This is a genomic window from Paenibacillus sp. NEAU-GSW1 (genome assembly GCF_009737085.1).
Taxonomy (GTDB): domain Bacteria; phylum Bacillota; class Bacilli; order Paenibacillales; family Paenibacillaceae; genus Pristimantibacillus.
In genome coordinates, this window is record NZ_WOVL01000019.1 from 1 (window position 1) to 14,299 (window position 14,299).

10 protein-coding genes are annotated in these 14,299 nt (G+C 52.1%); all 10 read left to right on the top strand.

Translation table 11 applies throughout. The features are described from left to right. Positions 1-453: 453 nt before the first annotated feature. Positions 454-3,186, top strand: a complete 2,733-nt coding sequence (mutS, locus tag GOM71_RS15355; protein WP_156282625.1) for a DNA mismatch repair protein MutS — start codon at positions 454-456, stop codon at positions 3,184-3,186. A 55-nt stretch (positions 3,187-3,241) separates the two neighbouring features. Further along, a complete protein-coding gene (gene mutL / locus GOM71_RS15360) occupies positions 3,242-5,314 on the top strand; it encodes a DNA mismatch repair endonuclease MutL (protein WP_156282627.1) in 2,073 nt (690 codons plus the stop codon). Beyond that, positions 5,311-6,102: a class I SAM-dependent methyltransferase gene (locus GOM71_RS15365; protein WP_156282629.1), complete on the top strand. Its 792-nt coding sequence runs from the start codon at positions 5,311-5,313 to the stop codon at positions 6,100-6,102. The genes mutL and GOM71_RS15365 overlap by 4 nt, the downstream gene beginning before the upstream one ends. After that, entirely contained in the window at positions 6,095-7,093 is a 999-nt protein-coding gene (miaA, locus tag GOM71_RS15370; RefSeq protein ID WP_367649641.1) for a tRNA (adenosine(37)-N6)-dimethylallyltransferase MiaA, read from the top strand. Before GOM71_RS15365 ends, miaA begins: the two co-directional genes overlap by 8 nt. Next, entirely contained in the window at positions 7,090-7,332 is a 243-nt protein-coding gene (hfq, locus tag GOM71_RS15375; protein ID WP_156282630.1) for an RNA chaperone Hfq, read from the top strand. Before miaA ends, hfq begins: the two co-directional genes overlap by 4 nt. A gap of 206 nt (positions 7,333-7,538) precedes the next feature. Then, positions 7,539-10,109 carry a PBP1A family penicillin-binding protein gene (locus tag GOM71_RS15380; RefSeq protein ID WP_367649632.1) on the top strand — a complete coding sequence of 857 codons (2,571 nt, stop codon included), beginning with the start codon at positions 7,539-7,541 and terminating at the stop codon, positions 10,107-10,109. 60 nt (positions 10,110-10,169) lie between these two features. Continuing rightward, a complete protein-coding gene (locus tag GOM71_RS15385; protein ID WP_253944870.1) occupies positions 10,170-10,808 on the top strand; it encodes a peptidylprolyl isomerase in 639 nt (212 codons plus the stop codon). A gap of 191 nt (positions 10,809-10,999) precedes the next feature. Beyond that, entirely contained in the window at positions 11,000-11,557 is a 558-nt protein-coding gene (locus GOM71_RS15390; RefSeq protein WP_156282632.1) for a ribonuclease FAU-1 family protein, read from the top strand. 254 nt (positions 11,558-11,811) lie between these two features. After that, positions 11,812-12,804 (top strand): AAA family ATPase, encoded by a 993-nt coding sequence (locus tag GOM71_RS15395; RefSeq protein ID WP_156282634.1) that lies wholly within the window; start codon positions 11,812-11,814, stop codon positions 12,802-12,804. Between the two features lie 151 nt (positions 12,805-12,955). Then, positions 12,956-14,251 carry a GTPase HflX gene (gene hflX, locus GOM71_RS15400; protein ID WP_156282636.1) on the top strand — a complete coding sequence of 432 codons (1,296 nt, stop codon included), beginning with the start codon at positions 12,956-12,958 and terminating at the stop codon, positions 14,249-14,251. Positions 14,252-14,299 lie beyond the last annotated feature (48 nt).

Consider the following 14,299-nt stretch of genomic DNA (forward strand, 5'->3'; position numbering starts at 1 on the left):
GTGGCTTTCGCTTGCCCATCATTTGCTGAAGAAAGCCACAAAGCATCAAAATCGAAAAATAGTGTTGCAGGGATAGCTCTCTGCAACACTATTTTCATGAATACCGCTTCTTCAATTACTGATGCGACCCGTTTTTTCAGCGAGCGAACCACTTTTGGGACGGCCTCCGCAAAAGTAACTCCACTAATCCCGACAAAAGTGCATATTCGTCCCAAATGAGCCTAAAACGAGTCTGCCGCAGAAGATTCTGCAGTATTAGGCTCAAACGAGCCTAATACATGCAAAAGTAACTCATACGAAATGGCAATATCCAGAAGAGCCTCTTTCAAAGGTTGGCGCGAGGGCAAACGGCTTGGTATAATGGCTTAGGCTAGAGTCCAATAGAGCTGTATTTGAGCTGAATAGAGAGGCGAAGAAACTATAGCTTCGCACAACCTTTGAGGAGGGGCGAACATGGCTGCCGGCTATACTCCCATGATTCAACAATATCTCGCCATAAAAGAAGAGGCCAAGGATGCCTTTTTATTTTTTAGGCTGGGCGATTTTTATGAAATGTTTTTTGAGGATGCGATCAACGCTTCCCGCGAGCTCGAAATTACGCTGACTGGAAGAGAGGGCGGGACGGCGGAAAAAATTCCAATGTGCGGCGTACCCTACCATTCGGCTGAAAATTACATATCGAGATTGGTTGAGAAAGGCTACAAAGTAGCTGTCTGCGAGCAAGTCGAAGATCCGGCTGCTGCAAAAGGTGTCGTGCGCCGCGAGATCGTTCGGGTCATTACGCCCGGCACAGTTATGGAATCGAAGTCGCTCGCGGAAAAAACGAACAACTTTATCGTCTCGGTTGCCATCGCTGGGCAAGGGCAGACGATGGGCTTAGCAGCATGCGATTTGTCGACGGGAGAGTTTTACGCTACATCGCTTCCATTCAATATCGACACGCTTCTCGACGAAATCAACGTTTACCAGCCTGCCGAAATTGTCGGCGACGAGGTGTTGCTGGACAAGCTGGGCCAGCATGCGGTATGGAACCGCCCCGTACTTCTTACGCCGCGGTTGCCAATGTCGCAGGAGAAGCTTGAACAGCAATTTGATCCGTCTGAACTGGCTGCGCTTAACGAAGGTCGATTGCGCGCCGTAAGCTTGCTGACCGGTTATTTGGACGATACGCAGAAACGTTCCCTTGGCCACGTCCGCGCAATTCGGGCCTATGAGCCGAATCAATATATGATTTTGGACCATTATACGCGCCGCAATCTGGAGTTGACGGAAACGGTTCGCGATCGCAACAAAAAAGGATCGCTGCTGTGGCTGCTTGACCGTACGCAAACCTCGATGGGCGCGAGGCTGCTTCGAAGATGGATCGACAAGCCTCTGCTTAGCCGATCGGTGATCGAAGCGCGATACGAAGCGGTCGATACGTTGTATCGTGATCTGATTTTAAGAGAAGATATCCGCGCTGAGCTTAATCATATTTACGATTTGGAGCGCCTTGTCGGCCGCGTTGCCTTCGGAAGCGCGAACGGCCGTGACATGAACGCGCTCAAAAACTCCATTCGCCGAGTGCCCGAACTAGCCGCATTGAGCGAAAAGTCAGGCTCCGAGCGGCTTCGCCAGCTGGTTGCCGGCTTGGACGATTGCGCCGATCTCGCCGACATGATCGAGACAGTCATCGTCGACGAACCGCCGGTGTCGATCCGCGAGGGAGGCCTAATCCGTGCCGGATATGATGAATATCTCGATCAGCTTAGAGAAGCGAGCACGAACGGCAAAAAGTGGCTGGCCGAACTGGAGCGCCAGGAACGCGAGGCGACCGGCATCAAATCCATTAAAATCGGATTTAATAAAGTGTTTGGCTACTTTTTGGAAGTGTCGAAAGCGAACCTTGCGATGCTGCCTGAAGGCCGATACGAGCGGAAGCAGACGCTGGCCAACGCAGAGCGCTTCGTTACGCCGGAGCTGAAAGAAAAAGAGCGGCTCATATTGGAAGCCGAGGATAAAATGGTCGATCTCGAATATTCGCGATTCCTTGAGCTTCGCGACCAACTGTCGCAGCAATTGCATCGGCTGCAAAAGTTGGCCGAAGTCATCGCGGAGCTGGACGTCTACCAGTCGTTTGCGACAATTAGCGCGGAGCGCCGTTTTACCCGTCCTGCTATTACGGACGGTTTCGATCTCGTCATCGACGACGGCCGTCATCCGGTCGTCGAAGCGGTCGTCGAGGGCGCGCCTTTTATTTCGAACAGCGCCGCTCTCCGCAAGGACGAGCATTCCATGCTGCTTATCACCGGACCGAATATGGCGGGCAAAAGCACCTATATGCGCCAAGTTGCGCTCATTTGCATCATGGCGCAGATCGGCTGCTTTGTTCCGGCAAAAGCAGCGGAAATTCCGCTTATCGACCGGATTTTTACGCGGATCGGCGCAGCCGACGATTTGATCGGCGGACAGAGCACCTTTATGGTTGAGATGAAAGATATTCAGCTGATGACGGAAAAAGCGACCGCGAGCAGTCTTGTTATCATCGACGAGCTCGGACGCGGCACGTCGACGGGCGAAGGTATGGCGATCGCCCAAGCGGTAATTGAATTCGTTCATTATCAGATCGGCTGCAAAGCGCTCGTCTCTACTCATTTTCACGAGCTGTCGCATCTGGAAGCTTCGCTTCCGTCGCTCGCGAACGCCTGCATGGCTGTGCAGGAAAGCGGCGATCATGTTACGTTTTTGCGCAAGCTGATTCCCGGCGCGGCGAGCACAAGCTACGGCATTTATTGCGCACGGCTTGCAGGGTTGCCGGAATCGGTTATCGGCAGAGCTTATGAACTGCTTGAGCGAGCGGAGTCAGAAGCGGAGGCGCAATTGCAAGGAGCAAGAGCCGTTCAGCCAGTTGGGCAACCGGAAAACGTAAAGAAATCATTTGGTTATACAGTATTTGCGCCGATCAATTCGACTCCGGATATTCAGGATCCAGAGGTTATGCGGCAAGCGATCCGCGAAACGGCATCGGCAGCGGTGCAGCTGTCCATATTTGACGAGCCGGAGCAAACCGTTGATTCAGGCAAAAAGAAGGCGAGCCCGAAAGCCGAGCAATTGGCTGAGCAGCTGCGCAAGCTGGATTTGTTTAATATGACGCCTATGCAGGCGATGCAATGGCTCAACGATATGAAACGTAAAATAAACGATTAACGATATTTTATCCGAATTATGGCGGTTGCAATTGTTAGCGAAGGAGGAAACGCGAATGGGGAAAATTAAGGTGCTGGACGAGCAGCTGGCCAATCAGATCGCCGCTGGCGAGGTCGTTGAGAGGCCTTCGTCTGTCATTAAAGAGCTGGTCGAGAATGCGATCGATGCCGGAAGTTCAGAGATCGACATTACGGTCGAAGAGGGCGGCTTGACGCTGATTCGGGTAACCGACAACGGGTCGGGCATAGAAGCAGGCGACATCGCGACCGCTTTTCAGCGGCACGCGACTAGCAAAATCGCAACGAGCAGCGATTTGTTCAGAATTGCCAGCCTCGGCTTTCGCGGCGAGGCGCTGCCGAGTATTGCCGCGGTTTCCCGTTTGACTTGCGTATCATCCAGCGAGACGAACGGTCTGGCGCATAAAATCGTCATCGAAGGCGGCGATATTAAAGCTGACGAGCCGGCGAATGCGCCTCAAGGCACCGATATGACCGTACGCGATCTATTCTTCAACACGCCGGCCCGTTTGAAATATATGAAAACGATCCAGACGGAGCTTGGTCATATTTCCGATTACATTTATCGGATTGCTCTTGCTCACCCTGGCATTGCTTTTACGCTGACGCATAATGGCAACGTGTTGCTGCGCACGCTAGGAACCGGCGACCGGCTGCAAGTCATTGCAGCCATTTATGGCTCCAATACCGCAAAGCAAATGCTGTCTATTGAAGGCGAAAGCCCGGATTACGAGCTTCGCGGCTATATTTCCAAACCGGAATTGACCCGAGCTAACCGAAACGGCATCACCGTTATCGTCAATGGACGCTATATTCGCAGCCATGCAGTTAATCAAGCGATTCTGCAAGCGTATCATACGCTGCTTCCAATCAATCGCTTCCCGTTAGTCACGGTAGAGCTCAGCATGCATCCAAGTCTGCTTGACGTCAACGTCCATCCATCGAAAATGGAGGTGCGTTTCAGCAAGGAAGCGGAGCTTCGGCAGCTTGTGGAGCAAGCGGTGAAAAAATCGCTTGGCGCGGTCCGCCACATCCCCGGCCCGGAATCGTCGCTTAAAACCGAGCGTTCCAAGCCGCTCTTCGTACAGGACGCGATTTCTTTTCACCGTCCTGAGCCCGCGAGGTCTGAGGTGTCTGATCCCATTCAGACACGGGAGCCGTTTGTAAATCGCGGGGGCTCTTCCGCGAGCCACAGCTCCAATTATGGCGGTTACAAAGAGCAGCGCGAATATGTGCCAAGCGATGCGGCGGAACGGCTGTACAAGCCGGTTGAGCAGCGCGATGCCGCTTTCCGCGAGCGGTCGGCTTCTTGGGAGGAAGCGGCGCCTGCAGCGCAGCCCGCAATGGCTGACAAACGGGCAGCATCAGGCGCAGATGCGTGGATGGAAGAAGCGCATGTCGAGCCGTCAGCAATTACGGAACCGCCGCCGATTGCGAAGGATCAACAGCTGCCGGCGGATGTTTATGCTGCCGGCGAACAGCCTGTGCATGAGCAGCAACCAGCTTCTCCGGCTTCTTCTCCTGCATTTCCCGAGCTGTACTGGATCGGACAGCTTCACGGAACTTATATTGTCGCGCAGTCGGAGGATGGTCTGTATTTAATTGACCAGCATGCCGCTCATGAACGGATCAATTATGAATATTATTATACGAAATTCGGCAATCCTGCCGCTGCGAGCCAGCAGCTGCTCGTACCGCTGACGCTTGAATTTACGCCGGGCGAGGCGGAACAGCTTCGGTCCATGATCGGCTTGTTCAATGAGGCAGGCGTTGAGATCGAACCGTTTGGAGCGCAGACGTTTCTTGTCCGAGCCTATCCGGAATGGTTTCCGGAAAGCGAAGAGCAGGCGATTGTCGAAGAGATGGCGGAGCTGCTGCTAAGCGAGCGCAAGTCGATCGATATTGCAAAGCTTAGGGAAAAAGCGGCGATTATGTGCTCTTGCAAAGCTTCGATTAAAGCGAATGACAGGAAAACGAGGGAAGAAGGCGAAGCGCTGCTGGCGCGGCTTGCGGCTTGCAATCAGCCGTACACTTGTCCGCATGGCCGGCCGATCGTCGTCCACCTGTCAACGTATCAGCTGGAAAAAATGTTTAAACGGGTGATGTCATGATTGTAACGACAAGCGACAAGCCGTCGCCGGCTGCTTATGCGCAAGCAAGACGGCTTGCAGATGAGCTTGGCGCTGCTTTTAAACCAAGGGGAAGAAATACGCTGCGGCAACTGGCGGCTGCAAACGAGGAAGCATTGCAAATGCTCGTCGTGACAGAGAGGGAAGTCCGCTTCTATGACGGGCAGACGGACTCGCCGCTTTTTTTCCACCCCAGCATGGCTTTTGTTCGTGTGAAACGGCTACGAAAAGGGGAAAGCGATCCGCTTATCGAGCTGTCGGGCTGCAGAGAGGGCGATCGCATCGTTGACTGCACCGCTGGTCTTGGCTCGGATTCGCTCGTCTTTTCTTACGCCGCCGGTGCGAAGGGCTCCGTGATTGCGCTCGAAAGCGAGCCGGTGCTGTGCGCGCTTGTCCGCGAAGGGTTGGCCTCTTATCAAAGCGGGCTTGATGACGTAGACGCCGCGATGCGTCGTATCGAAATGATAAATGCCAACCATCTGGACTATTTAAAAGGGCTGCCCGACAAAAGCGTCGATATCGTCTATTTCGATCCGATGTTTCGCCAGCCTATCCATGAATCAAGCGCAATTCAACCGCTCCGGTCCTTGGCCAATGCGGGCGCGCTCAGCGAGGAAGCAGTAGCGGAGGCGCTCCGAGCTGCCCGCAAAACGGTGCTGCTGAAGGAGCATAAAGAAAGCGGAGAATACGCGCGGTTAGGTTTCCGCAAAACGCATGTCAATACGTCGAAAATAGCTTATGGAGTGATAGAGGTTGCGAGTCATATCTAGCAAAAGCGGCAAACAGCCGCTGCTCGTGCTGATCGGCCCGACGGCCGTCGGCAAAACACAGTTAAGCTTGACGCTTGCCAAAGCCTATGATGCCGAAATTATTTCCGGCGATTCCATGCAGGTATACCGCGGCATGGACATCGGAACGGCAAAGCTCCCCATTGCCGAGCAGCAGGGCATTCCCCATCATTTAATCGATATCATTGAACCGGAGACGCCCTATTCGGTTGCGGATTTCCAAACGGGCTGCGTAAACGGCATCCTTGAAATCGCGGGTAGAGGCAAGCTGCCTTTTATTGTAGGCGGGACCGGTCTTTATGTGGAATCGGTTTGCTATGGCTTTGAGTTTTCAGAGAGCGGGTCCGATGAAGCTTTTCGCGCCCAACAGGAGCGATTTGCCGAGGAATATGGAGCGGAAGCGCTGCATCAGAAACTGGCCAAGGTCGATCCGAAGTCGGCGGAAAGACTTCATCCAAACGATATGCGGCGAATTATACGGGCGCTGGAAATATTCCATTTGACCGGACAAACGCTATCCTCGCAGCTGGAAGGTCAAAAACGGGAATCTCCTTACGAACTTTGTATAATCGGACTGACGATGGACCGTGCGGAGCTTTACGCCCGCATTGAGAAGCGCATTGATGCGATGATGGAGGAAGGGCTCGTGCAAGAGGTGCAGCGGCTGCTGGAACGCGGAATTGCGCTAAATGCGGTTGCGATGCAAGGGCTCGGCTATAAGGAAATAGCGATGTATTTACGCGGGGAATGCACCCTGGATGCGGCTGTTACGCTGCTGAAAAGGGATACGAGAAGGTTCGCCAAACGTCAATTGTCATGGTTTAGACACATGAAAGACATCGAATGGATTGATGCGGGGGAAAATTTTCACAACAATTTAGAACGTATTCATGGTATAATAGCAGGAAAGTTTCAAGTCAATCTTGAATATACTTCTAATCAATCTTTTTTAGACGGAGGTAACGTCCAATGAACAAGTCGATCAATATTCAGGATACGTTCTTGAACCAACTGCGCAAAGACAATATTCCGGTAACGGTTTTTTTGATGAACGGTTTTCAAATCAGGGGCGTTATTAAAGCGTTCGATAACTTTACGATTATTATCGACAGCGAAGGGCGCCAGCAAATGGTGTACAAGCATGCAATTTCAACGTTTACGCCGCAGCGTAACGTTTCGTTCGCACAGGATAACAACAGCTCGGACAACTGATTTGAGGTTCTGCTCCGACCGTTTTGAAACTTTCTTGCAGCGATAAGCGTTTAACTAGATAGCGGAATGGCAGGAGCAACCCGCTCACAGCGGGTTGCTCCTGCTTTTCTGGGGCATAAATAGATAGTAGGTTTTGCTCCGCAAAACTTCAGGCTTAGGCTTGCGAAGCAAGTTTTGCTCAGCAAAGCTTAAAGGGGGAAACAGCTGTGGTTGAACAAAGACCTAGAGGAAAGCACGCTTCATCGCGAGGCAAAGGCAAAAAGAGGATGACTCCGCGGAAATGGTTTTTCGGCCTGTTCTTTACGGCGGTTATCGCGATCGTCTGCGGGATCATCGGCTACTTGCTTATCATTCTGAACGGCGAGCGCATTTTGACGGAAAAAGCGGACATGCTCGTCCTTGGCGAAGCATCCATCATATACGATGTGAACGGCAATGAAGTGAGCAAGCTCTATAACGCCAATGAAAACCGCGAAAATGTAGAATACGATGAAATTCCGAAGCTGATGCTTGACGCAATTGTAGCGACAGAGGACCAACGTTTCTACGAACACTCCGGGATTGATTTCTTTGCGATTGGACGCGCGGTCGTAAAGGACGTAATTGCCCGCAGCGCAGTAGAGGGCGGAAGTACGATTACGCAGCAGCTTGCGAAAAATATGTTCCTTACAGCAGACAAAACGCTTTTCCGCAAAGCGACGGAAGCATCGATCGCCGTGGCGCTGGAGAACAAAAAAACGAAGCAAGAAATTTTGACGATGTACTTGAACCGCATTTATTTCGGCAAACGGGTATACGGCATTAAAAATGCGGCCGAGTTTTATTTTGACAAGGAACCGAAGGATCTGGAGCTGTGGGAAATTGCCACGCTAGCGGGGATGCCGAAAGGTCCTAACCGTTACAATCCGATCGACAATTTGGAGCAATCCGAGTCGCGCAGAGCGGTCGTGCTTAAGCTAATGTTCGATCAAGGCTACATTACGAAAGAGCAGATGGATACGGCGAACGCGGCGGTATACAAAGAGCCGAAAAACTTGGAAGAGAAGCAATCGGATCCTTACAAGGCTTATATCGATTACGTCATTGAAGAAGCGGTAAAAGTGATGCCGGGGATGACTGAGGAAGAATTGCGCATCGGCGGTTATCGCATTTACACAACGCTGAATACGAAGGCGCAAACGGCCGTTGAAGAAGAATTCGAGAACGACGCCAATTTCGAGGAAAGCGTCGACGAGCAGAAGGTTCAAGGCGCCATGATTATTATGGATCATCGCGACGGATCCATTCAAGCGATGGCTGGCGGACGCGATTACGTTCGCAAAGGCTTGAACCGCGTCGAGGTCGAAAGGCAGCCTGGCTCCGCCTTCAAGCCGATTACCGCTTACGGTCCGGCTCTTGAGACGGGAGACTACGTGCCGTCAACGGTGCTTGCTAACGATAAGAAATGTTTCGGCGATTATTGCCCGAAAGATTCGAAGGGCGCAACGCCGATTACGATGCAAGAGGCGATCAAGCAATCGCGGAATTTGCCTGCCGTATGGATGCTGAATCAGGTTGGCATTAAGAGCGGCATGTCGTTTGCTAAAAAGCTCGGCTTCGAGCTGGACAGCACAAATGACCGCAACCTGTCGATCGCGCTTGGCGGTTTGACAACAGGCGTTACGCCGATGCAGATGGCCGAAGCTTACAGCGTTTTTGCAAACGACGGGAAGTCGGTCGACCCGCATTCGATTACGAGCATTTTGAATTCGAGCAATAAAAAAGTTTATACGTACCGGGCTCCTGAAGTGAAGCAGCTTATGAAAGAAGAAACGGCATGGTACATGACGCAAATGCTGCAAACGGTTCTGGAGAAAGGCGGAACGGGTACTGGGGCTAGAATTGACCGACCGGTTGCCGGCAAAACAGGCACGACGCAGCACGGCATTCCTGGCCTTACCTCAAGCGCAAACCGCGACGCATGGTTCGTCGGCTACACGCCGGAGTGGACAGCAGCCGTCTGGATGGGCTACGATAAGACGGACAAAAACCATGTGCTGCAGAAGAGCAGCGCGCAGTCGGCGAAAATGTTCGCAAAAGTAATGACAAAAGCGATGAAAGGTATGCCGGTAACCAGCTTTGGCAAACCGAGCAGCATTCCGGAGGAAAAGAAAGCGCCGGCTGCGGTGACGAACTTCAATGCTGTATTCCTGGAGGACCAGCTGAAGGTGCAGCTCTCCTGGGAGCCGCTCGCGGAGAGCACAGGCATCACGTATCAGGTTTACCGGAAAGAAGCCTCGGAGACGAAGTTTTCCGTATTCGTTGATTCTCTCACGCCGTTAGTCGAGGATATGAGCGTCTTCCCTGGTATGACATACGAATATTATGTCGTCGCATACGATGCGGAAAATGATTTATCTAGCGAGCCTTCTGATACCATTACAGTAGCGATTCCGGAGACGGATATCAGCATTCCGGAAGTGCCGATGGAACCGGAGCCGAATGACCCGAACGGCGACGGCAGCGGATTGCCTGGCGACATCGATGAAGGCACAGCAACACCGCCTCCAGGCGAAACTGCGGAACCGGGCGACGGCGCGACGGTGCCGCCAGTCGACGGCGGGGCGACAGCTACGCCGGGAACTGACGACGGCGGTGAACCGGCGGGCGGAACTCCTGCTGCCGATGATAACGGCGGAGGCGTATCAACGTCGCCGCCGGACACGGCTGTCAACGGTGAAGCTGCCGGGAGCGGCAACAATAAGCCGAACGGGAACGGTAAAGGAAACGGCAATTAAGCAATGACAACAAATAGCCTAGTCAGCAGGCTTGAACAAGTTAGGAGCTGAATGCAACAAATGAGCAAAGGAAAAGGACATGGCTGGAGCACTGTCATCATGCTCCTCACCGCAGCCGCTTTATTTACCGGCTGCGGAGCGGATGCAGGCGGGAAGGCTTCCTCTGCGGCGGTAGACAAGCCGATGCATTGGGAGAAGATGCCTGAAATGTCCATCGATTTGAACAAATCGTACGAAGCCAAGTTTACAACGAATAAAGGCGATTTCACGGTGAAGCTGTTTGCGAAGGAATCGCCGATTACCGTTAACAATTTTGTGTTTTTGGCAAGGCAAGGCTTTTACGACGGACTAACCTTCCATCGAATTATTGAATCGTTTATGATTCAAGGCGGCGATCCGAAAGGCACAGGCGTCGGAAATCCCGGCTATTCAATTCCGGACGAGCTGGATACGGAAATGAAATATGAGCCCGGCATCGTGGCGATGGCGAACACGGGCAAGCCAAATACGGGCGGCAGCCAGTTTTTTATTAGTACGGGACCCGATTCTGCCAATTTGAATCAAATGCCGAACTATTCGATTTTTGGCAAAGTGGAGACCGGCATGGAGACCGTGCTTGCAATTGCGAAAACGCCGGTTAAGGACACGAAGCCGGTTGAACCGGTTATCATCGAGAAAATCGTAATCGAAGAAGTATAGCCGATACGCTGTACAGCTAAGCCGCCCCGACAAAGGGCGGCTTAGCTGTATAATAAAGCAAGCTGGCTTGGTTTATTTTTCAAGTGTGCTGGAGATGAACGTTAAGATATGGTAAGCTTTTTACAACGCTATCCATCAACAGTGAAAGCCATCCGTTTGTGGCTTATCTTGAGCGGAAAGGTACGTTCCGTATGAAACGAAAATTTTCGGACCGCGCGAACTGGCGCCGTATTTTACGTAAGAGCTATTCGTGCTTGGCGCTGGACAACGAAGAGTTTAAAGGGCTCGTTACCTTTTACCGGATTCACGAGCTAAGAGATCCGCTCTGGAAGGAATATAACGGCCGCAAACTATGTCTCGCGGATCGCGGCTACTTATGGATGCAGCATTTTCCGAGAGGCGAGCATTTTGTTGTGACGACGATGTTCGATGATAAAGGCCGTGTTGTGCAATGGTACATCGATATTTGCAAAACGCAAGGGCTTACGGACCAGCAGGTGCCTTGGTTTGACGATCTGTATTTGGATGTTGTCGTGTTGCCGACTGGCGAGGTGTTCTTGCTTGACGAGGATGAGCTGGAGGATGCGCTCCGTCAAGGCGATGTGACCGGCAAAGAAGCGGCATTGGCTCGCAAGACGGCGGGAAGGCTGCTGTCGAGCATTCGCAACGGAAGATTCCGCTATTTCACGCTGAGCTTGAAGCACCGCAAATCGTTGTCGGAGCGGACCGGGGAGCTAAGCGAATCATGATCATAACGGCAGACGGGAGCAGCCTGCGCGATTAACGAATGAGCTTGTGATTCGTTTTGCGGCTGCTCCTGCTCATTTTATGATCGGCAAAAGGTTTCCAAAGGATGGCGTATTCGTTACTGCTTAAATCTGTTAATATGGCTGATTCCGATAGAATACATTTGTAGTGCGGGTTTTTGCCGGACATCTCTTCCACAGGATGGAGATCGGCAAAATTCCCACAGCGACGGTGCGAAGGATAGGTGATGCAACAGATGAGCGGACATGTCATTTCGGGATCGAATAACGGATCAAGGCCGTCCCGTCAAATTAACGTTATACTTAGAAGTCCGGAGCCGCATCCAATAACAGCTGCCCCTCCGGTTATGGCGGCCGAAAGCGAGCCTTTGCCTGCCGTCAAGCCGCTGCCGGCGACGGACCATTATGCCGAAATTCAGAAAGAACTTGAGCCGATGGTCGGCATGGACAATGTAAAAGCGCTCGTATTTGAAATTTACGCCCTGTTATATATTAGCCGCATGCGTTCGGAGGCCGGGCTTGTCGGGGGCTCTCAGGTCTATCATATGATCTTTAAAGGCAATCCAGGGACGGGGAAGACGACGATAGCCCGTATTGTGGCGAAGCTGTTTCAGAAGATGGGCGTTCTGACCAAGGGTCACTTAATCGAAGTCGAACGCGCCGATCTCGTCGGCGAATACATCGGCCATACCGCGCAAAAAACGAGGGATCTCGTTCGGAAGGCGATAGGCGGAGTCTTGTTCGTTGACGAGGCGTACAGCTTGGCCCGCGGCGGAGAGAAAGATTTTGGAAAAGAGGCTATCGATACGCTTGTAAAAGCGATGGAAGACCATCGCAATCAATTCGTGCTTATATTGGCCGGATACCCTGCCGAAATCGATTTGTTCTTGCAGACGAATCCGGGACTGCCGTCCCGATTTCCGATTCAAATCGACTTTCCCGACTATACGGTCGACCAGCTGGTGCAAATTTCCGAGCTTATGACGAAAGATCGGGATTATTATTTATTGCCGCAGTCCATATTTAAATTAAGGCAGCATTTGATTCAAGAAAAGATGAATGATATGTTTTCGTTCAGCAATGCGAGGTACGTCCGAAACATTATTGAAAAATCGATTCGGCATCAGGCTGTGCGGCTGCTTCATCAATACGCGAGCGGCGTGCCGCCGAAGCAGGAGCTGATGGCGATCAAGCCGGAAGATTTGAAATGGGAATCGGCTTCCAAATAATTTTTTAATCCTGATGTAAAACGGAGTGACTTTGAGTATGCGGAGTGACTTTGAGCTCCGCTCAAAGATCCTGATGTCATGCTCAAAGATCCTGATGTAAAACGGAGTGACTTTGAGCTCCGCTCAAAGATCCTGATGTAAGGAGCAAAAGATGCGGGAAAAATCGTACGATACAGGGACGGAGCGGCGGGAAACCGCCGTTCTTGTCAGCTTAATTACACCTGAGGTGAAGAAGGAAATCAGCGATCCCGAGCATTCGCTTCAAGAGCTCGTTCAGCTGGCGGAAACAGCAGGCGTTGAGGTTCTGAGCACTTTGGTGCAAAACAAAGAAGCTAAGGATACGAAATGGTTTATCGGCAAGGGCAAAGTGGAAGAGTTGCGCGCTGTCGCAGACGAGCTGGGAGCGACAACCGCCATCTTTGACCAAGAGCTATCGGGCGCGCAAGTGCGTAACTTGGAAGAAGCGCTGGATTTGAAAATCGTTGACCGGACGCAGCTGATTCTCGATATTTTTGCTCAGCGCGCAAAAACGCGTGAAGGCATTATTCAAGTTGAGCTCGCACAGCTTAGTTACTTGCTCCCTAGACTGTCCGGCCACGGCAAAAATTTATCGCGGTTGGGCGGCGGCATCGGCACGCGCGGTCCGGGCGAATCGAAGCTGGAGACGGATCGCAGACATATTCGCGGCCGTATTTCCGATTTGAAAGCGCAGCTGGAAGAAGTAGTGCGCCACCGCAAATTGCACCGGGCGCGCCGCAAAAAGGCCGGAGTCGTTCAGGTGGCATTGGTCGGTTATACGAACGCAGGCAAATCGACGCTGCTGCGCGAGCTGACACAAGCGGATGTGTATGTTGAAAATCAGCTGTTTGCGACGCTCGATCCAACCTCGCGGATATTGGAGCTGCCAAACGGCAGAGAAGTCGTGCTGACCGATACGGTCGGTTTTATTCAAAATTTGCCTCATGATCTCATTGCCGCATTCCGCGCGACGCTCGAGGAAGTAAATGAGGCGGATTTGGTGCTTCATGTTGTGGATTGCAGCTCGCCGATGCGCGAGGAGCAGATGTCGGTCGTTGAGCGGATTTTGGATGAGCTGGGCGCGTCCGGCAAGCCGACGATTACGCTGTTTAATAAAAAAGACTTATATGAAGGCGATACGCGTCAGATGCTTCGCGGCACTTCTGGCGACTCGCTGCTTATTAGCGCCTACGTAATGGACGATCTTATTTCTTTACGTCAGCGGATTCAAGATAAGCTGACCGGTGATACGATTACGTTCGTGCTTCCGGCCGAGAGAGGCGATTTAATCGCTTTGGCTTACCGCAGCGGCGAAGTTATCGGACAGGATGTCGACGGCGATAATGGCGAATTGCGTCTTAAAGTGCAGGTGAGCCGGCAGCAATATGAAATAAACGGACATCAACTGCAGCCGTTTATTAAGCAATAGCATTTTTTTAGAGGATATTAACGTTACGCGGATGTGTGATGTTGCGGG

Excerpts from the sequence above, each read along its gene's own strand:
- hfq (WP_156282630.1), top strand. The coding sequence starts at position 7,090 with ATGAACAAGTCGATCAATATTCAGGATACGTTCTTGAACCAACTGCGC.
- GOM71_RS15365 (WP_156282629.1), top strand. The coding sequence starts at position 5,311 with ATGATTGTAACGACAAGCGACAAGCCGTCGCCGGCTGCTTATGCGCAA.
- GOM71_RS15390 (WP_156282632.1), top strand. The coding sequence starts at position 11,000 with ATGAAACGAAAATTTTCGGACCGCGCGAACTGGCGCCGTATTTTACGT.
- GOM71_RS15395 (WP_156282634.1), top strand. The coding sequence starts at position 11,812 with ATGAGCGGACATGTCATTTCGGGATCGAATAACGGATCAAGGCCGTCC.
- GOM71_RS15385 (WP_253944870.1), top strand. The coding sequence starts at position 10,170 with ATGAGCAAAGGAAAAGGACATGGCTGGAGCACTGTCATCATGCTCCTC.
- hflX (WP_156282636.1), top strand. The coding sequence starts at position 12,956 with ATGCGGGAAAAATCGTACGATACAGGGACGGAGCGGCGGGAAACCGCC.
- mutS (WP_156282625.1), top strand. The coding sequence starts at position 454 with ATGGCTGCCGGCTATACTCCCATGATTCAACAATATCTCGCCATAAAA.
- mutL (WP_156282627.1), top strand. The coding sequence starts at position 3,242 with ATGGGGAAAATTAAGGTGCTGGACGAGCAGCTGGCCAATCAGATCGCC.